The following is a 26,367-nucleotide window of genomic DNA, read 5'->3' on the forward strand; positions in this document are numbered from 1 at the left end:
CACGCCTGACAGGTCTTGCGGCTCACGATGCCGTTGGCCGGGTTGAAACCGCCCCGATGCATCGTACGTTAGCTCCAAACTAAGGAGGTTTGCCTATGCGTCGCCTTATTGCCCTTGTCGGGCTTTGCCTGTGTGCAGCCGCGCCGCTGCGCGCGCAGACAATCGAAGATCAAGTCAGCTCGTTCCAGCTTGATAACGGGATGGATGTTGTCGTGATCGAGGACAGCCGCGCACCAGCGGTGGTCCATATGGTCTGGTACCGGGCTGGATCGGCGGATGAACAGGCGGGGGTGTCGGGCGTTGCACATTTTCTTGAACACCTGCTGTTCAAAGGCACGGAAAAGCTGGAGCCCGGTGAGTTCAGCGAGATAGTCAAGGCCAATGGCGGCCGCGACAATGCCTTTACGAGCTTTGATTACACCGGGTATTTCCAGCGCATCGCGGCAGACCGTCTCGGTCTGATGATGGAGATGGAAGCGGACCGGATGAAAAACATCCAGCTCGACCGCGAAGACATTCTGACCGAGCGTGACGTGATCATCGAGGAACGCAACCAACGGGTCGAGAACGACCCCGGCGCCCTTTTCCGCGAACAACGCATGGCCGCACAGTTCCTGAACCATCCCTATGGCACGCCGATCATTGGTTGGCGGCACGAGATGGTGGGCCTCGATCTGGATGATGCGATGGCCTATTACGAGCAGTTCTATTCGCCGAATAATGCGGTTCTGGTCGTGGCGGGGGATGTGAACGCCGGCGACGTTTTGGAAATGGCGCAAGAGCATTACGGCCCGATCCCGAAGAATGAGGCGTTGCCGGACCGGGCGCGACCGTCGGAACCGCCGCAGATGGCGGAACGCCGTATCACCTTCACCGACCCGCGCGTGGCGCAGCCATATGTCACGCGCACCTACCTTGCCCCGGAACGCGACCCCGGCGATCAACGCAGCGCGGCGGCCTTGACGCTGCTGGCACAAGTGCTGGGCGGGTCGCAAACATCTGTCTTGCCGCAAAAGCTGCAATTTCAGGAGAAATCCTCGGTTTACTCCAGCGCGTTCTACAGCGGCTTGTCACTGGACGACACGACCTTCGGCCTCGTCAATGTGCCCGTCCCGGGCGTGAGCCTTGATCAGGCCGAGGCCGACCTGGATCGCGTGATCGCCGAGTTCCTGGAAACCGGCATCGATCCCGAGCAGCTTGACAGGATCAAGTTCCAGCTTCGTGCGTCGCAGGTTTACGAGCTGGACAGCGCGAGTTCATTGGCGCGGCGCTATGGGGCGGCGCTGACATCGGGGCTGACCCTCGAAGACGTGCACGCTTGGCCCGATCTCCTGCAATCCATCACGCCGGACGAGATTATCGCCACGGCGAAAGAGGTGTTCGACAGGGACAAAGCCGTGACCGGCTTTCTGCGCGGCTCCGAGGAGGTGACACAATGAAACTTTTTGCTCCGCTGGTCGCTCTGCTGGTGCTGGCAGCGCCGCTGCAGGCCGAAATTGACATCACCGAGGTTGAAACCCCTGGTGGCATCAACGCATGGCTGGTCGAAGAACCGTCCATCCCGTTCGTATCGCTTGAGTTGCGGTTCAAGGGTGGAGCTTCGCTCGACCTGCCGGGCAAGCGGGGGGCCACCAATCTCATGGCTGGATTGCTGGAAGAAGGCGCAGGCGATCTTGATGCCCGCGGCTTTGCGGAACGTGCGGAATCGCTGGCGGCGCGTTTCGATTTCGATGTTGGCGACGATTCCGTGTCCGTTTCGGCACGGTTCCTGACGGAAAACCAGGACGAGGCGCTTGCGCTTTTGCGCGATGCGATCACTCGACCACGCTTCGATCAAGATGCGATTGACCGCGTCAAGGCGCAGATCGTGTCCAGCATCCGGTCTGATGCTCAAGACCCGGACAGCATCGTGGGGCGCGCGTTCGACGAGTTGATTTTCGGCGATCACCCCTATGGGTCCCCCATCGAGGGCACGGCGGAAAGCGTGGCCAACCTGACGCGCGACGATCTTGTCGAGGCGCATCAGGGCGCGCTGGCCCGCGACAATGTCTATGTCGGCGCGGCGGGCGATATCTCGTCCGAGGACCTGGCGAATGTTCTGGATACTCTTTTGACCGATCTGCCGGAAACGGGCGCGCCGCAACCTGCGGATATCGAGGTCGAGACCGAGGCCGGGGTGACCGTTGTCCCGTTCGATGTACCGCAATCCGTGGCCATCTTTGGGCATGACGGCGTCGCGCGTGACGATCCCGATTTCTTTGCCGCCTATGTTCTGAACGAGATCCTTGGTGGAGGCGGCTTCGAGGCGAGATTGATGGAAGAAGTTCGCGAGAAACGTGGTCTGACCTATGGTGTCTACAGCTACCTGGTGCCCAAGGATCATGCCGCGCTCTATCTTGGCCGCGTGTCGAGCGCGAATGACCGTATCGCCGAGGCCATACAGGTGATCCGCGATGAATGGGCTAAGATGGCGGAGAACGGTGTCGCGCAAGACGAGCTGGACAGCGCCAAAACCTATTTGACCGGGGCCTATCCACTGCGATTTGACGGCAACGGGACCATTGCGAATATCCTTGTCGGTATGCAGATGGACGATCTGCCCGTGGATTACGTCAAAACCCGCAATGACAAGGTGGAAGCGATCACGCTTGAGGACATCAAGCGCGTCGCGGATCGGGTCTTGAAGCCGGATGCGTTGCGCTTTGTTGTCGTGGGACAGCCAGAAGGGCTGGACTCCTAAACAGCCCGGTCACATGGCACAGGGAAAAAGGCCGCGCCGGTGGTGCGCGGCCTTTTTGTCAGGCTGAAATCCTTCGACGGGATTGCCGGAATTTGCTTGCCTAGTTCAGCAGTCCTGCATGCCGCAAACCGTTGTCGATCAGATCGCGGGTCGGCTGCGACACCGGGAAAAGCGGTGCGCGCATTTCCTCGTCACACAGGCCCAATCGGCTCATGGCGTATTTCGCGCCGCTCAGCCCCGGTTCGACAAATATGCTTTGATGCAGCGGCATCAGCCGGTCCTGCAAGTCCAGTGCGGTGATGTAATCCCCGGCAAGCGTCGCCTCTTGCATCTGCGCGCAAAGTGCGGGGGCCACGTTTGCCGTGACCGAGATCATGCCGACGCCGCCCTGTGCGTTGAAGCCATGCGCCGTTGCGTCCTCTCCCGAGAGCTGAACAAATTCGCGACCGCATGTCTGGCGCTGCAAGCAGACGCGGGCCAGATCGCCGGTCGCGTCCTTGACGCCGATGATGCGGGGCAGCTTGGCCAATTCGCCCATCGTGCTGGGCATCATGTCGACAACCGACCGACCGGGAATGTTGTAGATGATGATTGGCAGATCGCAGGCATCGTGCAGCATGGTGAAATGCCGGATCAAGCCATCCTGCGTCGGCTTGTTGTAATAGGGTGTCACCACGAGCCCGGCCTGTGCCCCGGCCTTCTGCGCGTGTTGGAGAAAGCGGATCGCTTCGTCGGTGTTGTTCGACCCGGCACCGGCGATGACCGGGATGCGGCCGTCCGCTGCGTCGACCACGTGCGACACGACAGTCTCGTGCTCGGTATGGCTCAGTGTCGGGCTTTCGCCGGTCGTGCCGACGGGGACAAGCCCATGGCTTCCCTGATCGACATGCCAATCCACCAGACGTTTGAGCGTGTCAAAATCCACCGCACCGTTCTTGAACGGTGTGACCAGTGCAGGCATTGACCCTTTGAACATTGTCACGCTCCTTTTTCAGTGACAGCCTATCCGCCGTTGCAGCCGTCCCGCGAATGTGAGTTGAAGCTGGCGATCCGTCGGTTACCCTCTAGCGACGCGTCTATCCTGTTTCAGCGGAGAAATTGCAAGTGATGTTTCGGTGGACCGCCTTCCTTGTGCTCATTGCGATCGCGCTGCCTTTGGCAGGGGTTGCCCAGCAAAACCCAAGACCATTGGAACGCGCGATGGACGAGATGCGGCGCGGCAACTGGTCTGCCGCGCAGATCGAGGCACGCGGAGACGGGCAGGCGGCGCTCGATGTTATCCTGTGGCACTACCTGCGTGCAGGGCAAGGCGCGCCGCGGGAAATACAGGCTTTCCTCGCCCGCAACCCGGATTGGCCCGGTCTTCCGTATCTCAAGGAAAAAAGCGAAGGCGCGATGGCCGGAGCCACGAACGCGGCTATCCTGGACTTCTACGACGCGCATGTTCCGGAAACTGGCGCTGGTGCTCTGTCACTGGCGAGGGCGCAAGCGGCATCCGGCGATCGTGATGCTGCAACCGCAACCGTTGTTGCCGCATGGCTGACACTGCCGCTGACCTCGGGTGAACATGAAGACTTTCTGGAGAATTTTGGGGCGGCCTTGTCGGGGCAGCACGCGAAAAGGCTGGACGCGATGCTCTGGCGCGGCTTCGACAGCAATGCGCGCGCCATGTTTCCGCTGGTCGATGACGGTTGGCGCGCGCTGGCCCAAGCGCGGATTGCCCTGCGCAATGATGCGCCCGGTGTCGACGTCCTGATCGAGGCTGTTCCGCTCGAGCTTGGTGCGGATGCTGGACTGGCGTATGAACGGTTCGCCTGGCGGATGCGCAAGGGCCGCACAGACGATGCCTTGGACCTTGTGCTGGCGCGGTCGAAATCGCCCCATACACTTGGTCGCGCCGACATCTGGGCGCGACAGCGCGACGACCTGGTGCGCCGGTTGATGTGGGCAGGAGAGCACCGGACAGCCTATGAGGTTGCCGCCAGTCATGGTCTTACCGACGGGGCGTCCTTTGCGGATCTGGAGTGGCTTTCTGGGTACCTGTCCTTGCGGTTCCTGGAGGCACCGGACCGCGCAGTGGACCATTTCGAGGCGTTGCGCGGCAGCGTGGAGACACCGATTTCCCTGGGCCGCGCCGGGTATTGGCTTGGCCGTGCGGAAGACGCGGCGGGTCAAGCGGGTGCGGCCGCCGAGGCTTTTGCGTTCGGGGCGCAATACCAGACCTCGTTCTACGGGCTTTTGGCGGCCGAGGCAGGTGGCCTTCCGCCCGACCCACGTCTGTCGGGAACAGAGACCTTTCCAGACTGGCGCGATGCGCCGTTCACCAAATCGTCCGTGTTTTCGGCGGCGATTCTTTTGCTGGACGCCGACGAGACGGTGTTGGCGGAACGCTTTCTGACGCATCTGGCGGAATCGCTGGATCGCACGCAAATCGGGCAGATGGGCCAAATGCTGGATCACCTGCAGCTGCCGCATGTTCAAGTGATGCTGGGCAAGCGCGCGGCGCAATATGGCCACGAGCTACATGCGCCCTACTATGCCCTGCACCCGCTTGCCGATGTCGATCACCCGGTGCCGACCGAGTTGGTTCTGGCCATCGCGCGCCGCGAATCGGAATTTGACCCGAGGGTGATCTCTCCGGTTGGTGCACGGGGCTTGATGCAGGTGATGCCGCGTACCGCGCGCGAAGTCGCGGAATGGCTCGATATGGAGTATTCCGAACGCAGGCTTCTGATCGACCCGGTCTACAATTCCGTGCTTGGCGCGCGTTATCTCGCGCGCCTTGCGCGCCAGTTCGACGGCAATGCGGTGATGATCGCGGCAGGGTACAACGCCGGTCCGAGCCGTCCTGTACGCTGGATGGACGCGTGGGGCGATCCGCGCAAAGGCGAGATGGATATCATCGACTGGATCGAGCATATCCCGTTCACCGAAACCCGGAATTACGTGATGCGGGTCACCGAAAGCCTGCCGATCTACCGCGCGCGTCTGGGGCGCGACCCGCACCCGGTGCCGTTTTCGGAGGAACTGACGGGGTCAACCCTTTTGCCGCTGCCGCCAAAGGGTGAATAGTCCCGCTCCCACGATCAGGCTTGCGCCGAAGATCACATTGGGGCGGATTGCCTCTCCGAAGACCAGAATGCCAAGGCTCGCCGCGAAGGGCAGTTGCAGATAGGCAAAGGGCTGCACCGCGCTGGCCTCGGCCACGTCGTAGCATTTGATCAGCAGGAAATGCCCGCTCGCGCCAGTCACGCAAAGCAGGGCCATCATGACCCAGTCGAGCGGCACCATCGGTTCCCAGAACCAGATGCCGATGGCGGTCATGAACACCGCGCCTACCGTGCCGGTCCAGAAAAAGCTGGTCGCGGCGCTGTCCTCGCTGGCGGCATAGCGGGTGAGCAGACCGTAGAGCGCGAACATGAAAGCCGCGATGCCCGGTATGATGGCAAGCGGGCTGAACACGCCAAAGCCCGGTTGCAGGATGATCAGGATGCCGATGAAGCCGACACCGATGGCGGCCCATCGCCGCCAGCCCACCTGTTCGCCCAGGATGGGGCCGGACAGCGCCGCGATCAGCAGTGGATAGCAGGCAAAGATCGCGTGGCTTTCGACAAGGCCCAGATAGGTGAAGCCTAGCACCATGACGCAGATCTCGGCTGCCAAGAGCAGCCCGCGAAAGCCTTGAAGCCACGGTTGCGTGGTGGCGGCGGCGGCGCGCAGACCACCGGCGCGGCGGCTTGCAATGAACATGACGAAAGCGGCAAAGAACCAGTATCGGATCATCACCACGATCAGCACGTTGTATTCGCTGGCCAGATGTTGCGACAGCCCGTCCTGCATGGCGAAGACGAAAGTTGTCGCCACCATGAGCCAGATGCCAAGCTGATTGTTCGTCTGGGTCATATGTCAGGCGGCCTTTCGGGCGATGGTCATGTGGCGTTTGCGCCCGAAACCGGGCACGCGCTTGGTGACAAGCCCTGCCGCATCGAGTGCGCGGCGCACATGCCCTGCCGCGGTATAGGTTGCGGCGGTGCCGTCAGGCGCGGTTTTGCGCGCGACCAGAGACAGCAACTCCGGTTCCCAAAGTTCCGGGTTCTTGGCGGGAGAAAAGCCATCAAGGAACCATGCGTCCACCGACCGCGTCAGGTTTTGCAGGGTGACGCGGGCATCGCCCTCGACCATTGAAAAACGCAGATCAGTCAGGCTGATTTGCCGTGCGCCTTTGGCCCAGACCGGGGCGAGTTCGTCCGCAATGGGTTTGAGATCGGGGAACGCCTGTTGCGCGCGGATCATGTCGGCGGGCAGCATGGGGAAGGCTTCGAAACTGGTGAAATGCAGAAGCCCTTTCTGGCCGCTGCTGCGCCACAGATCCACCGCGGCCAATAGATTGAGCCCGGTGCCGAAACCCAATTCAGCGATATGAAAGCCGTCGCGGAATCGCGCGGGCAGGTCGTTGCCCGCCAGAAACACATGGCGGGTTTCGGCGAGGCCGTTGTCGAGCGAAAAATATGGGTCGTCGAACCGACGAGAGACGGGAACATCCCCATAGCGCCAGTCGAGCGGTTCCGTCTGGAGTTCCATGATGACATACCTTAACGACAGCGCGACCTTGGCGAGGAGAGACCCAAATGGCAATGCCCGAAATCGCATCCGACATCACCGTGCGCGGGGCGGGAATTTTCGGCCTGAGCATCGCGTGGGTGCTTGCCTGTCGCGGGGCGCATGTGCAGGTTATCGACCCACATGGCGCGGGAAGCGGATCGAGCGGCGGTCTGGTCGGAGCGCTGGCGCCGCATGTTCCCGAGAACTGGAACGACAAGAAGGCGTTTCAGTTGGACAGTCTGCTGAGCGCCGAGGCGTTCTGGGCCGAGGTGCAGCAGGCTGGAGGTGTCGACCCCGGTTATGCGCGCACCGGCCGGTTGCAGCCGGTTGCTGACGAACATGCGCTGGACCTGGCACATGCGCGGACCCGAGGGGCCAAGGCGCTCTGGCACGGGCGCGCCACCTGGGACGTGATCCGCAGCGAGGATGCCGGGGAGTTCGCTCCGCAGACGCCATCGGGGTTTCTGATCCACGACACCCTGACCGCCCGGATGCATCCCCGTCAGGCCTGTGCCGCGCTCGTGGCGGCATTGGCCGCAAAGGGCATTGAGATACTGCCAGAGGCCCCGGACCGTGGGGCAGTGATATGGGCCACCGGGTGGCGCGGCTTGCTGGACCTGTCCGAGACAATGGGCAAAGCCGTCGGCGCCGGGATCAAGGGACAATCAGCGGCCTTTGCCTATGACGCAGGCGCAGTGCCGCAGGTGTTTGCAGATGGTCTGCACATCATTCCGCATGCCAACGGCACGATTGCTGTTGGGTCGACAAGTGAACGGGAGTTCGACCAGCCGGAGCGCGTAGATGACCAATGCGAGGACCTGATCGCGCGGGCCATCGCCGTGCTGCCGGTTCTTGCGGAGGCCCCGGTGGTGGATCGCTGGGCCGGGGTGCGCCCCCGCGCGCGGTCGCGGGCCCCGATGCTGGGACCATGGCCCGACCGAGAGGGGCATTACATCGCCAATGGTGGCTTCAAGATCGGGTTTGGCATGGCACCGAAAGTCGCAGAGGTGATGGCAGACCTGGTTCTGGACGGCCGCGAGTCCATACCGCCCGGGTTCAGGGTCGCGGCGTCGCTGTAACAGGCGTGGCGTCTATGGCTTTTGCGATCTCGGCCACGCCGGGATCGATCCGTGCTTGGGCAATGGAACTGTAGGCGACCCGATAATAGTTCCGGGGTGGAGCCGACCCGGCAAAAAAGGACGCGCCGGGTTCGATCAGCACCCCGGCCTTGGCCAAGCGCTCTGCCAATTCTTCGCAATCGACATGATCGGGTGCGCGCATCCAGAAACTTGATCCGCCGTAGGTGCCCTTGCCGGCGATGGTAAGACCGTATTTGCGGATCGCGTGTTCCATGATCGCACGCCTGTCATGAAGCGCCTTGCCGGTGCGGCGGATCAGGCTGTCGTAGTGACCAAGGCTGAGGAAATAGGCGGTGGTCCGTTGCGTCAGGCCCGGCGGATGGCGCATCATGTAGGCCCGCAGCGCGCGGGCCTCGCGGATGAAGGGGGCCGACCCGACCATGTAGCCAAGCCGTAAACCGGGAAAGAGAGACTTTGAAAAACTGCCGATATAGATCACGCGCCCGTCGGTATCGAGACTCTTGAGCGCGGGCATTGGCGGTTTGAGATAGGCCATTTCGAATTCGTAGTCATCCTCGACAATCAGCGCATCCAGATCGCGCGCCCGCGACAGAAGAGCCTGCCGCCGGGAAAGCGGCATCGTACAAGAGGTCGGGGATTGGTGACTGGGCGTGGTGAACACCACATCGGTCTTGGCCGGGATGGCGTCTGGTGGGAGGCCATCGGCGTCCACGTCCAGAGCGCTCAGGTGACATCTGGATTGCATGAGCATATCCCGCAAAGGCGGATAGCAGGGGTTCTCGATCACCGCGCGGCGGCGTTGTGTGAGCAGCACCTGGCTTGTCATCCAGAGCGCATTTTGCGCGCCCATCGTAATCAGAATCTGGTCCGGTGTGGCGGTGATCCCGCGCCGGGGCAGGGTGTGGCGCAGGATGAATTCCACCAGTTGCGGATCGTCCTGATCGAAATAATCGCGTGTCAGCGCCCCGAAATCACGCACGCCCAACGCCTGCAAGGCGCATAACCGCCAGTTCGCGTGATCGAAAAGTTGCGGATCGGTTTGACCATACAGAAACGGATAGCGGTATTGCGCCCAATCATGAGGTTTGACGAGGCTCGTCCCGCCGGTGAATTTCCGACCCAGCGCGCGGGACCAATCCACGGCGTCCTCCGCACGGGGGGGAGTTTCAAAGTTTGGCGGCTCCGGGGCGTCGGCAGAAACGTAATACCCGGACCGGCCTTTGGACGTCAGGTAATCATTCGCCAGCAGTTCGGTATAGGCCAGCGTGACGGTGATCCGGCTGACCCCGAGATGCGCGGCCAGCTTGCGGCTGGAGGGAAGTTTTTCACCGCGGCGGAACCGCCCGGAGAGGATGCCCGCGGCCACCATTTGCTGGATACGCGATTGCAGCGTGCCCTTGGTGTCTGGCTTGAGAAAGAAGGTTTCGACCGGGATTGCCATGAAGCGAGCCTAGTTTGGACTTATCGCCTTGGCAATCTGGTCTTAAGGGCCTGTCTGATCCGTTTCGGGGTGTTCGGCCGGAATGCGGGATTGCCCCCGGCCAAAGCTGGCAGTGCGCGGTTACTCCGACCAGCTTACGCCGGTCAGGTCTGTCGCCTGTGTCGGGGCGTTTTTCCAAAGCCCGTTGATCCGCGCATCCGCGATCGTCGGAAAGGCCAATTGGAACAGGTACCCGTTGACATAATCATCCGCGATCATGGTCTGTGCCCGTGCGAGCATCTTGGACCGTTGCTCGGGATCGCTGGTTTCGGCCAGATCGCGGATCAGCGTCTGGAACTCGGGATTGTCATACTGGAAATAGTAATCGGGGCGCGCATAGATGCCAATGTCGAACGGCTCGGTATGGCTGACGATGGTCAGACCGAAATTCTTGCCGCGGAACACTTCCTCCAGCCATTGCGCCCATTCGAGATTGGTGATCTCGGTCTCGATCCCGATCTCGCGCAGTTGCGACGCGATGATCTCGCCGCCGCGACGGGCATAAGAGGGTGGTGGCAGTTTCAGAGTGGTCGTGAAGCCATCTGCATAACCGGCCTCTTCCAAGAGGGTTATGGCTTGTTCCGGGTCGTAGGCGGACTGCGTGGTCAGATCGACATAATCGGGGTTGTGCGGTGCGAAATGCGTGCCGATGGGGGTGCCAAGACCGAACATCGCGCCGTCGATGATCGTCTGCCGGTCGATGGCATGGGCCACAGCCTTGCGCACCTTCACATTGTCGAAGGGGGCCTGCTTGTTGTTGATGCCAAGGATCGTCTCGCCTTCGGTTGAGCCGACAAGCACCTGAAAGCGCGGATCGGCTTCGAATTGGGGCAGGTTTTCCGGCGCCGGGAAGCCTGCGAAGGCGTCGATATCCTGTGCCATCATCGCTGCGAAGGCGGCGGTCGGATCCGAGATGAACTTGAACGTCGCCGCTTCGAGCGCCGGAGCCTCGCCCCAATAATCCGGGAAGCGGCTCAACTCAATGCGGTCCCCCTGGACCCATTCTTCGAACGTGAAGGGGCCGGTGCCGATCGGGGTCTGCTTGATTCCCTCGATGCTTTCAGGCGCGACGATCACCGCGTCGCCCCATGCCATGTTGAACAGGAAATTGCCGTCTGGGGCCGAAAGCGTGACCTCGACCGTTTGCGGATCGATGACCGTGACCTCATCGATGCCGTCGAAGAGGGACTTCTGCGCGTTGGCGCTGTCGTCCGCGCGGGCGCGGTCGAGGGTGAACTTGACATCCTCGGCCTCCATTGCGCTGCCGTCATGGAATGTCACGCCGTCGCGCAGATTGAAGATGTAGGTGGTGCCGTCCTCGTCGATCTCCCAGCTTTCGGCAAGACCGGCCACGACCGACCCGTCCGACATGAATCGTGTCAGCCCTTCGAAAACGTTGGAATAAAGCACCGAGTCGATCGCTCCCGCTGCCGCGCTTGTCGGGTCCAGGTGCGGTGGTTCGAGTTGCAGCGCGATGGTGAGGTCGGTTTGCTGCGCCAGCGCAGGCGATGTCAGCAGCGCGGCGCAAGCGGCTCCGCGAAGGAAATGAGCGGTCATGGTGTCCCTCCAGTTGTTGTTTCGAGTGTCACGTCAAATTCCGTCGTGTTCAAGCCTCGGATTTTTCGTTTGGGGTTGGCTTGTGGTCTTGCGGCGGAGCGAGGGGCGCTGCCCCTCGCGCTCCCCGGGATATTTCTCAACCAGAGAAGCCTAGGGGAGCAGCAAGCTTTCGAGGCTGCGCCCCATGACCTTGGCACTGTCGAGCATGTCGGTGACACCGATCCATTCATCCGGTTTATGCGCAAGTTCGAGCACACCGGGGCCGTAAGCGATGCAGTTCTTCAGCTTGCCAATTCGATCGATATGTTTCTGGTCATAGCTTCCGGGGGAGGCAACATAGGTCGGCGCTTGTCCCAGAACATCGCGGATGGCCTCGTGAACGGTGGAAACGATCGGGGCCGCCTTGTCGGTCATCGACGGGATCACGCGATTTATTTCCCGGATTTCGTAATCGAAATTGTCCCGTCGTGCCTTCAGGTCGTCGAGAAGGTCGATCACCTCTTGCCGGACCGCTTCGATTGGCTCTTCCATCAGGAAGCGGCGGTCGATCACGATGCGACAGCTGTCTGGCACACAATGCGCAGGCAGGCCGGTGTCATCCGCGGCCTGTTCGGATTGACCGCCGTGAATCGAGTTGATGTTCATCGTTGATTGCCGTGCGCCTTCGGGGACGACAGGCATTTCCGTCCAGCGCGATGCCATGGCCGGAAACAGCGTCTCTTCGAAGGCGTGCAGCACAGCCCCCATGTGGCGCACGGCACAATCGCCCAAAAAGGGCATGGAGCCATGCGCGATTTCGCCTTTTGTTTCAATTTCTGCCCACCAGCCGCCGCGATGGCCCAGGCAGATGCGGTCCTTGTTCAGAGGTTCGGGGATGATCACATGTTGCACACGGTCTGGCGCGAACCAGCCTTGTTCGGCCAGGTAAGCCACACCGCCGTAGCCGCCTGATTCCTCGTCCGCGGTACCGCTGATCTCGATGGAGCCAGCGTATCCTGGATGTTCTGCGATGAAGGCTTCGGCGGCGATGATCGATGCGGCGAGACCGCCTTTCATGTCACAGGCGCCGCGCCCGTAGATCCTGTCGCCTTCGATATCTGCGTTGAAGGGATCGCGTGTCCAGCCCTGGCCAACCTCAACGACATCGGTGTGGGAATTGAAATGCACGCAAGGGCCCGGCCGCCCTCCTTCATGGCGGGCGATCAGGTTCCAGCGCGGATAGCGCTCGCTGTCTCCGAGCGCGTCCTGGGCGCGGACCCATGTCGTCTCGAACCCGGCTCTGGTGAGCCGATTGTCGAGGTAATCGCAGATCGCGGCATAGTTTTCGCCCGGCGGGTTCAACGTGGGAATCGCGATAAGATCTCGCGTCAGCGCGATCAGGTCCTCGCGCGTGGCCTCAATCCTCTGGTAGAGTTTTTCAAGCATGTCGCACCTCTTTTTCCGATGCTTGTCGCGTGGCATGACCGGATTGGCAAGGGTCAGGGCCAGCGCAGCGGCGGGATGCGCCCAACCGGGACCGGCCCCAAAAGCAGCGTGCCATCATTGATGCCGAGGGTGACATCAAGACTGTCGCGGGTGCCGTTGAAGGTAGACAGCATCGCAAGCAGATCGATCAGCCCATCTGCGGCTGCGGCCGGCAAATCGCCGTTTTCGCGCGCCGCGTCGATCCCGTTGCGCCAGTTTTCGGCCGAGATCGACATGTCGCCGGTCAAAACACCCTGCGGATCGATGCTGGCGGCAAGGGACACTCGGAACGTCACGTCGCCATATGTGATTGCGGATCGTTTCAAGTTGACCCGCGTGGGTCTTGGCGGGCTATCTGACCGCGTGTCGAGGCGCAAAGGCCGGTCGAATTCAATGTCCATCTGTGCGCGCAGTGAGGCGGGCGCGTCGGACCCGATGCCGGAGGCTGCGGTTGGAAGGGATGTGGCAATGCGGCCTGCGGAAACGGCAATACGGTAGGTGGCGTCCGTGGTGGCGAATTTTTCCAGCGCGAAATTTGCATCTGCCACCGCAACAGAGACGTCGGGGCCGGCAATGTTCAAAACCGGAGCTTCGGCATTGCTGCGCAGGATCTTCTGATCCTCGAAAACGACGCTGGCGCGCAGACCATCCGAAGAGACTGCCATTTCGCCATCCGGCATAACGAGCGTCTGCGTATCGGGCCACACCAGGATCACGTGAGCGGGTTTGTAGCTGAGCGCGAGGATTTGAAGAAAAGGCGCGCGCCAGGCAAATCCTCCCTCGGGTCCGGTGATGTCCGGGTTGGTGATCGTCAGATCGGTACGGCTGGGAAAGCCACGCATGGTCAGGTCTGTGTAAGTCGCCGTCCAGCCCTTGGCGCTTTGCCCGGCGAACCAGTCTTCGACGTCAGATCGGAGATCCTGCGCCGCGTGGAACCACCAGCCGCAATAGGCCAGTGTTGCAACGATTATCACGACAAGTAGGCGTTTCACCCGGGCATCCTCTTTCGTTCGTGGCTTGTTTGGTGTTTACCGCGCTCAATTGGGCAGGACCAGCAACATGACGCTTTGGGTGTTCGGATACGGATCGCTTTTGTGGAATCCCGGCTTCACGCCAGTGGAGTCGGTTCATGCGCGGCTTCATGGCTACGCACGCAGCTTTTGCATGCGGTCGGTCCATCATCGTGGGACGAATGATCTGCCGGGCCTTGTTCTGGCGCTTGACGCGCAAAACGGCAGTACCTGCGACGGTTTGGCGTTGAAAATGCACGAGGCAGAATACGATGCGACCATGGCCTATCTGCGTGAGCGCGAACTGGTCTCTGCTGCCTATATCGAAAAGATGCTGCCGCTAGATCTGGGTGATGGGCGCGAGGTCACCGCAGTCACTTACGTGATCGACGCCGACCACAAACAATATTGCGGATCGCTCCTCCTTGAGGAGCAGGCGCAAATCATCGCGCGGGCCGTTGGCGGGCGGGGACCGAACAGCGAATACCTGTTCAATACGGCAACGCATCTTGCGGAGTTGGGCATTCCTGATGCAGACTTGAACTGGTTGTATGATCGTGTGCGTGAGTTGATCGCTTAACGTCTTGGCGATTGGCGGCGAACCGCCTAGGGTGCGTCGAGACGAACAAGAAACGCGTCAGGAACCGTCCGAATGGACCAGCCCGACATCGAGGCCGAGCCACATTTCTCCCAGCCTGTCCGCCAGGTGCTGTTGATGCTCATTGTGTTGGGCCTCACAGGATTTGGCGCGTTTTTCGCATTGCCGCGGGTGTTGCCCGTGTTCCAGGCGAACCCGTATCTGAACGGGTTTATCATCTTCGTGTTCGTGATCGGCGTGTTGGCCTGTTTCTGGCAGGTCTGGCAACTGATCCAATCCGTCCGGTGGATCGAGCATTTTGCGCGGGACCTTGGGCGCGGGTTCCAGGAAAAGCCGCCGCTTCTGCTGGCGCCGATGGCAACTCTGTTGCGGTCGCGCGGCAAGCGGATGCAGATCAATACCACCTCGACCCGGTCGATCCTTGATTCCGTGGCGACCCGGATCGACGAGGCGCGCGAGATCACGCGCTATATCGTGAGCCTTCTGATATTCCTTGGCCTTTTGGGAACGTTCTACGGTCTTGCCACCACGATCCCCGCCTTGGTTGATACGATCCGGGGGCTGGCCCCAGAGCAGGGCGAGTCGGGAACCGAAGTGTTCGGGCGCCTCATGGACGGGTTGGACAGTCAGTTGTCCGGGATGGGCGTCGCGTTCGCGTCGTCGCTTCTGGGATTGGCCGGGTCGCTTGTCGTGGGCCTGTTGGAGCTGTTCGCCGGGCACGGGCAGAACCGGTTTTACCGCGAGCTCGAGGAATGGCTCAGTTCGATCACAAAGCTCGGATTTTCCAGCGGCGATGCAGAGGGTGGCGGTGAATTGGGCGCGGCGGGTGTCGTGCTCGACCAGATGATCGAGCAGATGGAAACGATGCAGCACCTCTTTGCCCGGTCCGAAGAAAGCCGCTCCGAGATCGAGAACAGGCTGGGCCAGTTGAGCGACACGCTGGAGCGGATGACCGAACGCATGGAAGCGACGGCCCCAAGCGCCGCGTCCTTCGCCCGGATCGCGGAGACCCAGGAACGGTTGATCGATGTGCTGAGCCGGACATCGGAGAACGAAGGGCTGGATGCGGAAAGCCGGATGCGGCTTCGCTCCATCGACGTTCAGATGTTGCGCATCCTCGAAGAGGTGGCGGCCGGGCGACAGGAGACAATGGCCGAACTGCGCACCGATCTGTCGGCGATCAACCGCGGATTGGATCGGCTCGCGCGGACAACGGGGCGCAAGGCCGACAAAGGCGAGGTCTAGCCAATGGCCCTTTCGCGGCGCACCGGGACGCGGTTTCAAGCCTCGATCTGGCCGGGTTTCGTCGACGCGATGACCGGGCTTTTGCTTGTTCTGATGTTCGTGTTGACCATTTTCATGGTTGTGCAGGCGGTCCTGCGCGACACGATCACCGGTCAGGAGAATGAACTCGACACCCTGACCTCGGAAGTCCAGGAATTGTCCCGCGCACTCGGGGTTGCGGAGCGACGCAACACCGCGCTGAGCAACGAGTTGGGAGAGCTGACCTCCACGCTGGATGACACGCAGGCGCGTCTGACCGAGCAGGAGGCGATTATCGCATCGCTTTCGGCCACACGTGACCGTCAGTCGGCTGCGCTTGACGCGGCGAACGACCGCATAGCGTCCTTCGAAGAGCAGGTGGCCGGTCTTTTGTCGGAGCGCGATGCAGCCCGCGACCGGGCTGCAGGGCTTGTGTCAGAACGTGATGCGGCGCGCGAGAGGGTCGCCGAGCTGACCGAAACACGGGATGAACTGATCTCCGAGCAAGAGGCACTGAACCTTGCGCTTGCCAGCGCACGCGACGAGATCGACGCACAGATCGAGACTGCCCGCCTTGCCGCGTCGCGTCGCGAAGCGCTTGAGGCCTTGGTGGCCGATCTGCGTTCACGGAACGCCGAAGCGACGGAACAGGCCAGTACGCTGCGTGCCGAAGTCGAAAGCCTCGAGACCGAATTGAGCGAGGAGGAAGCCGCGAAACTGGCAGAGGCTGCGGCGGCCGAGACGTTGCGCGACCGGTTGAAAGATGCCGATGCGGAACTTACGGCGATGACACTGGCGCTGGAGGAACAGCGCGCGAAAGCCGAGGAAACGCTGACCCTGCTGGCAGCCGCGCGCGCCGCCGAGGACGAGTTGAACACACAACTGGCGGCGGCCTTGCTCGAAGGTGAGGAGACCGCGAAGACCTTGCAATCCCGTCTGGAGTCGCAAGCAGACGAGATCGACCGCCTGGAATCCGAACTGGACGCGGCGTCGGTCGAGCAGTCAACATTGACGTCGCTGGAGGCGCAGTTGTCCGATGCCTTGGCGCGTGTGACCGAGGCCGAAGCCTTGGAAGACCGGCTCGAAGACTTGCGGGCCGAAAACGCGGCCTTGTCGCAAGATCTGAGCGTGTCTGAACAGTCCACTGCCGAGATGCAGGCCACTCTTGAGACGTTGCGCGCTGCCTTGGCCGAGGCGAAGGCAGAGGCGGCAACGCGGTCGGACACGGCGCAAACGCTGGAAAGTCGGTTGGCGGCCGCCCTTGCAGAGCAATCGACCACGGAAACCACGCTGGAGGACACGCGTGCCCAATTGGCAGCGGCTGTCGCAGCGAAAGTGGCGGCGGAAACGGCCCTGCAGGATCGACTGTCCGAAGCAGAGCGGCGCCAGACGCTTTTGGCACAGGCGCGTGACCGTCTTGCGGCGGAACAGGACCGCGCCACTGAGGCGCAGCGCCGGACCGAGGTATTGAACCAGCAGGTCGGTGCGCTGCGACGTCAGCTTTCGTCGTTGCAGGCACTTCTCGACGAGGCCGAAGCGCGGGATGCCGAGGCCCAGATCCAGCTCGACAGCCTTGGCAGCGAACTCAACGCGGCCCTGGCGCGGGTTGCCGCGGAAGAACGGCGCCGCCGGCAATTGGAAGAGGCGGAACGCCAGCGTCTGGAAGACGAACGCAAGCGGCTGGAGGAGGAAAGGCAACGGCTTGCCGGGCAGAATCAGGACTTGGAGCGGTACCGTTCCGAATTTTTCGGCCGCCTGCGCGACGTGCTGGGGGACCGTGATGGCGTGCGAATCGAAGGGGACCGCTTCGTGTTTTCGTCGGAAGTCCTGTTTCCTCCAGCAGAGGCCAGCCTGTCGCCCGAGGGCCGCGCACAGATCGCAAATGTCGCGTCGATCCTGCGGGACGTGGCGCAGGAAATTCCCGCCGGCCTCAATTGGATCATTCGCGTGGACGGGCATACCGACAATCTGCCCTTGTCCGGACAGGGGGAATTTGCCGACAATTGGGAACTGTCGCAGGGCCGGGCGCTGTCGGTGGTTCGCTACATGATCGACGAGCTGGGAATTCCGCCGCAGCGCTTGTCGGCAAACGGGTTCGGGGAGTATCAACCCGTGAACACCGAAAACACTGCAGAGGCGCGTGCACAGAACCGACGTATCGAATTGAAGCTGACCGAACAATAGCCGCTATTGCACCGACACGTCGGCGTGGCGCACGGCAATGATCCTGTCGCCTCGTATCATGCGGGCATAACCCCGGTAATCGCCCTTGGGCCATCCCAGATCTGGCGCGCGTCGCCCATAGGCCCGCATCAGCTCGGCCTGATCATCGCCGAGCCGCGCGCTGTGTTCGAAAATCATTCCCTCGGGGCCGGTCAGGGTGAAGGCGATCTGGTCGTATTTGTTGCCGTGAAAGGCGTGGGCATAGAGCACCATCGCATCTCTGGGTGTCAGGGCGGCCCGGCGAGCATCGCCGCTTTTCACGTCGATAAGGTCCGGAACGGCGTCCGAAATACCGACGGTGAACAGCCCCGCATCCGTATATTTCGGCGTGTCACTCCAGAGTGTCTGCAGCGGGGTGCTGCACGCGTTGTCCTGTTTCGGGGCAAAGGGATCCACGACCTCTGTGCCTTGCGTGACTGTCAGGTGCAGATGCGGATAGTTGGTAAGCCCGCTTAGCCCGACTTCGCCCAGAAACTGCCCGCGCAAAACACGCTGACCCGGGGTCACACGCACGGAGCCGAGTTTCATGTGGCAGTAAACCGACTGGTAGCCGTTGCCATGGTCGATCCGCACTGCGTTGCCGCATTCTTGGCCGTTCAAATCGGTGCCGGGGACATATGGTTGATCGGGCCGTGTGTTGCGGATGGCCTGAACACGGCCGTCAGCGGCCGCGATCACGCGCACGCCCTTGTTCATCTGGTCAAAGCCGAGAAGAGCGAAATCCGTGCCGCTATGGCCATCACTTGTCTTTTGGCCGCATCGGTAATCAGCGATGTCTTCGCTCTGGGCCACATCGGGGTAGTTCTCGATCACGCAGGTCTCACCCAAGACGCACTCGATCGGCGGTCCCAGAAAAGAGACGTCCGCCACAGACTGTGTGGCAGACGCGAGAAGTATTGCAAAAACCGTCCGGATCACTCGGCCGTCAGAAGCGGGGGCTTCTTGCTGGACAGCCGCGGGTCTTCCGGGCCGGAAAGATCAAGCGTGAGCTTGCCATCCTTGACGGACACCTTGACGACACCGCCCTTGGCAAGTTGGCCGAACAGGAGCTCCTCGGCCAGCGGTTTCTTGATCTCTTCCTGAATCACGCGACCGAGGGGGCGTGCGCCCATCTTGTCGTCGTAGCCCTTTTCGGCAAGCCATTCCGCGGCCGGTTTCGTCAGCTCTATGGTCACGTTGCGGTCCATCAGCTGCGCCTCGAGTTGCAGCACGAACTTTTCGACCACACGCAGGATCACGGATTTCGGAAGCGGTCCGAAGGAAATCACCGCGTCCAGGCGGTTGCGGAACTCCGGCGTGAACGTGCGTTCGATGGCCGCCGTATCCTCGCCCTCGCGACGGTCGCGCGCAAAGCCGATGGCCGCCTTCGCTTGTTCCGTGGCACCGGCGTTTGATGTCATGATCAGGATCACGTTCCTGAAGCTGATCGTGCGCCCGTTGTGATCTGTGAGCGACCCGTGATCCATCACCTGCAGCAGGATGTTGTAGACATCCGGGTGCGCCTTTTCGATCTCGTCGAGCAGAAGCACACAATGCGGGTGTTGATCGACCCCATCTGTGAGCTGCCCGCCCTGGTCGAACCCGACATAGCCCGGGGGAGCCCCGATCAGGCGGCTGACGGCGTGCTTTTCCATGTATTCCGACATGTCGAAGCGCAGCAGCTCTACACCGAGCGTGTCCGCCAATTGCTTGGCCACTTCGGTTTTGCCAACGCCCGTGGGCCCGGCAAAGAGATAGTTGCCGATGGGCTTTTCAGGCTCACGCAGACCGGCACGGGCCAGTTTGATCGCGGAGGACAACGCGCCGATCGCGGCATCCTGCCCGAAGACCACGCGCTTGAGGCTGCCTTCCAGATCCTTGAGCACCTCTGCATCGTCCTTGGAGACGTTCTTGGGTGGGATGCGTGCGATCTTGGCGACAACCGCCTCGATCTCTTTTGCGCCCAGCGATTTGCGGCGTTTCGATTCGGCAACCAAATGCTGCGCGGCCCCTGCTTCGTCGATCACGTCGATGGCCTTGTCGGGCAGCTTGCGGTCGTTGATGTACCGGGCTGAAAGCTCCACGGCCGACTTGATCGCGTCAGCGGTATATTTCACGCTGTGGTGCTTTTCGAAATAGGGCTTGAGACCCTTGAGGATCTTGACCGCGTCCTCGACCGTGGGTTCGTTCACATCGATTTTCTGGAAACGGCGGCTCAGCGCGCGGTCCTTTTCGAAATGTTGACGGAACTCCTTGTAGGTCGTGGATCCCATTGTCCGGAGCTTGCCGCCCTGCAGGGCAGGTTTCAGCAGGTTGGACGCATCCATCGCGCCGCCAGAGGTCGCCCCGGCGCCGATCACGGTGTGAATCTCGTCAATGAACAGCACCGCGTCGGGGTGTTCTTCCAGCTCGGTCACAACCGCTTTGAGCCGTTCCTCGAAATCACCGCGATACCGTGTGCCCGCCAGAAGCGCACCCATATCGAGCGAATAGATTGTCGCGTTCCGCAGAACTTCGGGTGTTTCGCCGGCGACGATCTTGCGTGCGAGACCTTCGGCAATGGCCGTTTTGCCAACCCCGGGGTCCCCCACCAAAAGCGGGTTGTTCTTGCGACGGCGGCAAAGCACCTGGATGCAGCGTTCCACTTCGGAGCTGCGACCGATCAGGGGGTCGATATCGCCTTCGCGCGATTTCGCGTTCAGATCGACGCAGTATTTTGCCAGCGCCGATTCCTTTTGTTCGCCTTGCGGCTCCTGGGCCTGTGCTTCTTCCTCGGGTTCCGACGCGCCGGTAACAGGGCGGCTTTCTCCGTAGGCCGGGTTCTTTGCCACGCCATGCGCAATGAAATTGACCGCGTCATAGCGGGTCATGTCCTGATCTTGCAGGAAATAGGCGGCATTGCTTTCGCGTTCCGCAAAGATCGCGACCAGCACGTTTGCCCCGGTGACTTCGGAACGTCCCGAGCTTTGGACATGAATCGCGGCCCGCTGAATCACGCGCTGGAACGCGGCTGTTGGCACCGCTTCGGAGCCTTCGATGTCTGTCACCAGATTTGACAAATCATCGTCGATGTAATCGACCAGCGTGGTGCGGAGTTCCTCGGTATCAACGGAGCATGCTTTCATCACACGCACCGCATCGGGTTCATCGACCAGCGCCAGCAGCAAATGTTCCAGCGTGGCGAATTCGTGTGATCGGGAGTTGGCCAGAGCCAGCGCCGAGTGGATTGCCTGCTCAAGAGTGTTCGAAAATGAAGGCACGGATGAGTGCTCCTTCTGTCTTTGCTTTGCGCCGCAGGGTACGGAACAACTGTGATCTTCTTCTTAAAGTTTGGTCGTTGCAGACAAAGCTTCAAGTTTTTTCTTCGGCTTGACACGACACAATTGGCGGATTGCGCACAAGTTCATGTGATTTTGCCTCAGTACCGGTCTTTGCGGGCCCGAATTTCGGCAAACACGTCGACCGGGTCTGACCCGGTCATATCGAGGTGCGCCTGAATGGCGGGGTCCGTGGCGCGCAGGAACGGGTTTGTCGCCACTTCCTCGGAGAGTTTGCTGGGAACCGTCGGTTCGTCGTTGCCTCGCATGATATCTATGCGGTCCATGCGGTCTTTCAAGGCATCGTTGTCGGGATCGACAGTCAGGGCAAAGCGTCCATTGTTCCGGGTGTATTCGTGACCCGAACAAATGAGCGTTTCCGGATCCAGCTCGGCCAGCTTTTGCAGGCTCTCCCACATCTGGGCAGGCGTACCTTCGAACAGGCGCCCGCATCCAAGGGCCATAAGGCTGTCGCCGGTAAAGGCATAGCGCGACGCGTCCAGGATAAAGGCGATATGCCCCTCTGTGTGTCCGGACACATCCAGTATGCCGACCTGCTCGCCCCCGAAATCGAACGCATCGCCTTCGGCGACCTCGCGGTTCAATCGGGGCAAGCGGTGCCTGTCGGCGCGCGCGCCCGTGACTTTTGCATCATAGTGCCCCAACAGATCGTCCACCCCGCCGATATGGTCATGATGGTGGTGGGTCAGCCAGATGTCGGTCAGCGACCAGTTCCGCGCTTTCAATGCGTCCAGGACCGGTCCCGCGTCAGGAACATCAACACAGGCTGTGTCACCACTTTCACTGTCGTGCACGAGGAATACGTAATTGTCGGACAGTGCGGGAAGGGTGACGAGTTCAAGAGGCATGGCGTTTCTTTCTGTCGTGGTTACACTCTGGTTTACGTAGCCCAAATAACGTGGAGGCCCAAATGCATCTCGATGTCCAGCGGCTGCACAACTTCTACTATCGCAGTGCGCTTGGCCGCGTGGCACAACGTGTCGTGCGCGATCAGGTTCTCGCATTCTGGCCCGAAGCGAAACAGCAATGTGTCGGTGGCTTTGGCTTTGCCGTGCCGTTGTTGCGCCCGTACCTGCCGGACGCCCGTCGCGTGATCGGCCTCATGCCGGCGCAGCAAGGGGTGATGCCTTGGCCGGCGGGGCTGCCCAATGTGTCCGTCCTGAGCGAGGAAACGCTCTGGCCCATCGAGACCGGACGCTTCGACAAGCTGGTGGTCATGCATGGGCTGGAGACGTCGGAACGGCCCTCTGCGCTGCTCGAGGAAATCTGGCGCGTGCTGGGGCCGGGGGGCAAGGTGCTGATTATCGTGCCCAACCGTTCCGGGCTTTGGGCGCGGTCGGATGCGACACCCTTCGGCTTCGGGCGCCCGTATTCGATGGGGCAGCTCGAAGCACAGTTGAAAGCGCACAACTTTGCGCCGCAACGGCACAAGGCGGTTCTCTACCAACCCCCATCCACGCGACGCTTCTGGATGAAGACGGGACGGTTCTGGGAACAGATGGGGCGCAATGTTTCGGCGATCGTGGCCGGTGGCGTCCTGATGGTCGAAGCGACAAAGGCAAGCACAACGCCGCGCGGAACCAAGGTGGAAAGCCGGGTTCTCAATCCGCTCGGCAACCTGGTGCCGAAACCATCGGGCAAGCCGGTGCGCGCACGCGTGCAGGGCAAAGCCGCCGCCCGGGCATGTGACGACCGATGCGACAGATACGTGTCGGCGCGGTCTGATACAGGCCCGGATGACGCGGGGTGCACCAACAGGAATCGCCGGAAATAACCGCGTTCAAGGCGAAAGATGAAACTTTCTTGCGCGCAATCGGTCGCACCTTGTGGTAAGCCCTTGTAAACATGGGGGACGGAGGCAGGTCCAAAATCACCTTACCGTGTTGCGGGCTTGGAGCACCTCTGCTACATCCGCGCTGATTTCTATGCCTCGCGGCATTTACCAAACTGAAAACGCCTCTGACCACCGGGACTCCGGGGGATCGGAGACAGAATAGCGGAAGGGTGGACGTGTCTGAAACAGCATCCATTTCCTCGGGCATAGCGGATCGTTATGCCATGGCGGTTTTCGATCTCGCCAACGAGGGTAAAGAGCTCGACAAGCTCGAAGCCGATCTCGATGATCTGTCAGCCGCGCTATCCAGCAGTCCGGAACTGACCGACCTGATCCAGTCACCGGTGTACAGCCGCGACGAGCAAGCGGACGCAATCGGCGCCGTGGCGGCCAAGATGGGCCTGACCAAGACGCTGCAGAACGTGCTGTCGCTGATGGCGTCCAAGCGTCGCCTTTTTGTCCTCCCGCAGATGATCAATCGCCTGCGCGATCTGATCGCCGAGGAAAAGGGGGAGGTGACCGCGGATGTCGTTTCCGCCGTCAAACTGACCGACAAACAGTCGAAAGAGCTTGCCAGCACGCTGAAGACAAAGGTTGGCAAGGACGTCAAGATCAATGCGACCGTTGATGACACGCTCATCGGTGGACTTATCGTTAAAGTGGGCTCGAAAATGATCGACACGTCGGTCCGCTCCAAGCTCAACTCCCTGCAAAATGCTATGAAAGAGGTCGGATAAATGGGTATCCAAGCAGCCGAAATTTCTGCGATCCTAAAGGAGCAGATCAAGAACTTCGGGCAGGACGCCGAAGTCACCGAGGTGGGCCGCGTCCTGTCCGTCGGTGACGGCATTGCGCGCGTTTACGGCCTTGATAACATCCAGGCGGGTGAAATGGTCGAATTCCCGGGTGGCATCCGCGGCATGGCGCTGAACCTCGAAGCCGACAATGTCGGCATCGTGATTTTCGGCTCTGACCGGGACATCAAGGAAGGCGACACCGTCAAGCGCACGAACTCGATCGTGGATGTGCCCGTCGGTGATGGGCTTCTGGGCCGCGTTGTCGACGGTCTGGGAAACCCGATTGACGGCAAGGGTCCGATCAAATCCAAGGGCCGCGCCGTTGCCGACGTCAAGGCCCCCGGCATCATCCCGCGCAAATCGGTGCACGAGCCGATGGCAACCGGCCTCAAGGCGGTCGACTCCATGATCCCGATTGGCCGGGGCCAGCGAGAGTTGATCATTGGCGACCGTCAGACAGGCAAGACCGCCGTGGCCCTGGACGCGATCCTCAATCAGAAGTCCTACAACGATGTCGCCGGCGACGACGAAACCAAGAAGCTCTATTGCGTATACGTCGCGATTGGCCAGAAGCGCTCCACAGTGGCGCAATTGGTCAAAAAGCTCGAGGAGAGCGGCGCGATCGAATATTCGATTGTTGTCGCTGCAACCGCGTCCGACCCCGCGCCGATGCAGTTCCTTGCGCCCTATGCGGCGACCTCCATGGCGGAATATTTCCGCGACAATGGTCGCCACGCGCTGATCGTCTACGATGACCTGTCCAAACAGGCCGTTGCGTATCGCCAGATGTCTCTGCTTCTGCGCCGCCCGCCCGGCCGCGAAGCCTATCCGGGCGACGTTTTCTACCTCCACTCGCGTCTTCTGGAGCGTTCGGCCAAGCTGAACGAGGATAACGGGGCAGGGTCGCTGACCGCACTGCCTATCATCGAAACGCAAGGCGGTGACGTGTCGGCCTTTATCCCGACAAATGTGATCTCGATCACCGACGGTCAGATATTCCTCGAAACCGAACTCTTTTACCAGGGTGTCCGCCCGGCCGTGAACACCGGCCTGTCGGTGTCGCGCGTCGGCTCCTCGGCCCAGACCAAGGCGATGTCCTCGGTTGCCGGCCCGGTGAAGCTGTCACTCGCGCAGTATCGCGAGATGGCTGCATTTGCGCAGTTCGGCTCCGACCTCGACGCGTCGACACAGCAGTTGCTGAATCGTGGCGCGCGCCTGACCGAGTTGATGAAGCAGCCGCAGTATTCGCCGCTGACCAACGCGGAAATCGTGTGTGTCATTTTTGCAGGGACGAACGGATATCTCGACAAGTTGCCGATCGATCGGGTCAAGGACTTCGAACAGGGCTTGCTCAGCCACATGCGTGGCAAGCGCGAGGATATTCTTGACTGGATCACCAAAGAGGATCCGAAGATCAAGGGTGATGCCGCCGACAAGCTCAAGGCTGCTATCGACGAATACGCCGCCGACTTTTCGTAAGGAGACGCGGCAATGCCCAATCTCAAGGACCTGAAAAACAGGATCTCGTCGGTCAAATCGACCCGCAAGATCACCAAGGCCATGCAAATGGTGGCCGCCGCAAAATTGCGGCGGGCACAGGACGCGGCTGAAATGGCGCGTCCTTACACGGAACGGTTCAACGCCGTGATGGGGTCGTTGGCCGCCAGCGTTGGCGACAGCGATACCGCGCCGAAATTGCTGCGTGGAACGGGCAAGGAAGATGTCCATCTTCTGGTAGTCATGACGGCAGAGCGCGGGCTGTGTGGCGGTTTCAACGCCAACATCGCCAAGCTGGCCAAGCAGAAAGCCGCCGATCTGGTCGGGCAGGGCAAGACCGTCAAGGTCCTGACCGTCGGCAAGAAAGGCCGCGATGCCATGAAGCGGGATTACGGCGATCATTTCGTCGGCCATATCGATCTGACGGACGTCAAGCGTATTGGCTATGCAGATGCCCAGGGCATCGCCAAGGATGTGCTTGCGCGCTTTGACGCCGAAGAATTCGACGTTGCGACGATCTTCTACGCCGAATTCGTCAATGTCGTCAGCCAGACGCCCAAAGCTCAGCAAATCATCCCGGCAGCGTTCGACGCCCCCGAGGAAGAGGGCGGGTCGAGCACGCTTTACGATTACGAACCGGACGAGGAATCGATCCTTGCCGATCTTTTGCCCCGCGGTGTCGCAACACAGATTTTTGCGGCGCTTCTGGAAAACGGGGCATCCGAGCAGGGGGCCCGGATGAGTGCGATGGACAATGCCACGCGGAACGCGGGCGATATGATTGACCAGCTCACCATTGAATACAACCGTTCGCGTCAGGCCGTGATTACCAACGAACTGATCGAAATTATCTCGGGCGCTGAGGCGCTCTAAGAACCGGAGACG

The 26,367-nt window shown here is 61.2% G+C and carries 21 protein-coding genes; 11 read left to right on the forward strand and 10 right to left on the reverse strand.

Annotated features, from left to right (window positions below):
- Nucleotides 1-95: 95 nt before the first annotated feature.
- Nucleotides 96-1,439 (forward strand): pitrilysin family protein, encoded by a 1,344-nt coding sequence (locus LCF59_RS09015; RefSeq protein ID WP_292287131.1) that lies wholly within the window; start codon nt 96-98, stop codon nt 1,437-1,439.
- Entirely contained in the window at nt 1,436-2,740 is a 1,305-nt protein-coding gene (locus LCF59_RS09020; RefSeq protein ID WP_292287132.1) for a pitrilysin family protein, read from the forward strand. Before LCF59_RS09015 ends, LCF59_RS09020 begins: the two co-directional genes overlap by 4 nt.
- A gap of 100 nt (nt 2,741-2,840) precedes the next feature.
- On the opposite strand, the gene dapA is transcribed toward LCF59_RS09020, so the two are convergent.
- The gene (gene dapA / locus LCF59_RS09025; protein ID WP_292287133.1) at nt 2,841-3,716 is read right to left on the reverse strand and encodes a 4-hydroxy-tetrahydrodipicolinate synthase; all 876 of its coding nucleotides are present in this window, start codon (nt 3,714-3,716) and stop codon (nt 2,841-2,843) included.
- 131 nt (nt 3,717-3,847) lie between these two features.
- On the opposite strand from dapA, the gene LCF59_RS09030 reads away from it, so the two are divergent.
- Entirely contained in the window at nt 3,848-5,812 is a 1,965-nt protein-coding gene (locus tag LCF59_RS09030) for a lytic transglycosylase domain-containing protein (RefSeq protein WP_292287134.1), read from the forward strand.
- Here LCF59_RS09030 and LCF59_RS09035 read toward each other — a convergent pair.
- Nucleotides 5,777-6,643: a DMT family transporter gene (locus LCF59_RS09035; RefSeq protein ID WP_292287135.1), complete on the reverse strand. Its 867-nt coding sequence runs from the start codon at nt 6,641-6,643 to the stop codon at nt 5,777-5,779. The two genes, LCF59_RS09030 and LCF59_RS09035, sit on opposite strands and share 36 nt — an antisense overlap.
- A gap of 3 nt (nt 6,644-6,646) precedes the next feature.
- A complete protein-coding gene (gene mnmD / locus LCF59_RS09040) occupies nt 6,647-7,321 on the reverse strand; it encodes a tRNA (5-methylaminomethyl-2-thiouridine)(34)-methyltransferase MnmD (RefSeq protein WP_292287136.1) in 675 nt (224 codons plus the stop codon).
- A gap of 47 nt (nt 7,322-7,368) precedes the next feature.
- On the opposite strand from mnmD, the gene LCF59_RS09045 reads away from it, so the two are divergent.
- The gene (locus tag LCF59_RS09045) at nt 7,369-8,421 is read left to right on the forward strand and encodes an FAD-binding oxidoreductase (protein ID WP_292287137.1); all 1,053 of its coding nucleotides are present in this window, start codon (nt 7,369-7,371) and stop codon (nt 8,419-8,421) included.
- On the opposite strand, the gene LCF59_RS09050 is transcribed toward LCF59_RS09045, so the two are convergent.
- The 4 genes from LCF59_RS09050 to LCF59_RS09065 form a co-directional block, all read right to left on the reverse strand.
- Nucleotides 8,399-9,883 carry a PLP-dependent aminotransferase family protein gene (locus tag LCF59_RS09050; protein WP_292287138.1) on the reverse strand — a complete coding sequence of 495 codons (1,485 nt, stop codon included), beginning with the start codon at nt 9,881-9,883 and terminating at the stop codon, nt 8,399-8,401. The genes LCF59_RS09045 and LCF59_RS09050 overlap by 23 nt on opposite strands.
- Nucleotides 9,884-10,003: 120 nt before the next feature.
- Nucleotides 10,004-11,479, reverse strand: coding sequence for an ABC transporter substrate-binding protein (locus tag LCF59_RS09055; protein ID WP_292287139.1), 1,476 nt, complete (start codon nt 11,477-11,479; stop codon nt 10,004-10,006).
- A 150-nt stretch (nt 11,480-11,629) separates the two neighbouring features.
- Entirely contained in the window at nt 11,630-12,904 is a 1,275-nt protein-coding gene (locus tag LCF59_RS09060) for an acetylornithine deacetylase/succinyl-diaminopimelate desuccinylase family protein (RefSeq protein ID WP_292287140.1), read from the reverse strand.
- A gap of 53 nt (nt 12,905-12,957) precedes the next feature.
- Nucleotides 12,958-13,935 (reverse strand): DUF2125 domain-containing protein, encoded by a 978-nt coding sequence (locus LCF59_RS09065; RefSeq protein WP_292287141.1) that lies wholly within the window; start codon nt 13,933-13,935, stop codon nt 12,958-12,960.
- Nucleotides 13,936-14,002: 67 nt separating this feature from the next.
- On the opposite strand from LCF59_RS09065, the gene LCF59_RS09070 reads away from it, so the two are divergent.
- The 3 genes from LCF59_RS09070 (at nt 14,003) to LCF59_RS09080 (ending at nt 17,998) form a co-directional block, all read left to right on the forward strand.
- Nucleotides 14,003-14,533, forward strand: coding sequence for a gamma-glutamylcyclotransferase (locus LCF59_RS09070; RefSeq protein WP_292287142.1), 531 nt, complete (start codon nt 14,003-14,005; stop codon nt 14,531-14,533).
- A gap of 72 nt (nt 14,534-14,605) precedes the next feature.
- Complete coding sequence (locus LCF59_RS09075; protein ID WP_292287143.1) at nt 14,606-15,796, forward strand: biopolymer transporter ExbB; 1,191 nt, start codon at nt 14,606-14,608, stop codon at nt 15,794-15,796.
- Between the two features lie 3 nt (nt 15,797-15,799).
- Complete coding sequence (locus tag LCF59_RS09080) at nt 15,800-17,998, forward strand: peptidoglycan -binding protein (RefSeq protein WP_292287144.1); 2,199 nt, start codon at nt 15,800-15,802, stop codon at nt 17,996-17,998.
- 3 nt (nt 17,999-18,001) lie between these two features.
- On the opposite strand, the gene LCF59_RS09085 is transcribed toward LCF59_RS09080, so the two are convergent.
- From LCF59_RS09085 to gloB, 3 genes are all read right to left on the reverse strand, one after another.
- Nucleotides 18,002-18,850 (reverse strand): M23 family metallopeptidase, encoded by an 849-nt coding sequence (locus tag LCF59_RS09085; RefSeq protein WP_292287145.1) that lies wholly within the window; start codon nt 18,848-18,850, stop codon nt 18,002-18,004.
- Between the two features lie 101 nt (nt 18,851-18,951).
- Nucleotides 18,952-21,276: an ATP-dependent Clp protease ATP-binding subunit ClpA gene (gene clpA, locus LCF59_RS09090; protein WP_292287146.1), complete on the reverse strand. Its 2,325-nt coding sequence runs from the start codon at nt 21,274-21,276 to the stop codon at nt 18,952-18,954.
- A 158-nt stretch (nt 21,277-21,434) separates the two neighbouring features.
- Entirely contained in the window at nt 21,435-22,202 is a 768-nt protein-coding gene (gene gloB, locus LCF59_RS09095; protein WP_292287147.1) for a hydroxyacylglutathione hydrolase, read from the reverse strand.
- Between the two features lie 62 nt (nt 22,203-22,264).
- Here gloB and LCF59_RS09100 point away from each other — a divergent pair, with 62 nt between their 5' ends.
- From LCF59_RS09100 to LCF59_RS09115, 4 genes are all read left to right on the forward strand, one after another.
- Nucleotides 22,265-23,128, forward strand: a complete 864-nt coding sequence (locus tag LCF59_RS09100) for a methyltransferase domain-containing protein (protein WP_292287148.1) — start codon at nt 22,265-22,267, stop codon at nt 23,126-23,128.
- Nucleotides 23,129-23,358: 230 nt separating this feature from the next.
- Nucleotides 23,359-23,925, forward strand: a complete 567-nt coding sequence (locus LCF59_RS09105) for a F0F1 ATP synthase subunit delta (RefSeq protein ID WP_292287149.1) — start codon at nt 23,359-23,361, stop codon at nt 23,923-23,925.
- Complete coding sequence (gene atpA, locus LCF59_RS09110; RefSeq protein WP_292287150.1) at nt 23,926-25,464, forward strand: F0F1 ATP synthase subunit alpha; 1,539 nt, start codon at nt 23,926-23,928, stop codon at nt 25,462-25,464.
- A gap of 12 nt (nt 25,465-25,476) precedes the next feature.
- Nucleotides 25,477-26,355, forward strand: coding sequence for a F0F1 ATP synthase subunit gamma (locus LCF59_RS09115; RefSeq protein WP_292287151.1), 879 nt, complete (start codon nt 25,477-25,479; stop codon nt 26,353-26,355).
- Nucleotides 26,356-26,367: the final 12 nt, after the last annotated feature.

It is taken from the genome of Marivita sp., assembly GCF_020055675.1.
In the GTDB taxonomy this organism is placed as follows: domain Bacteria; phylum Pseudomonadota; class Alphaproteobacteria; order Rhodobacterales; family Rhodobacteraceae; genus Marivita.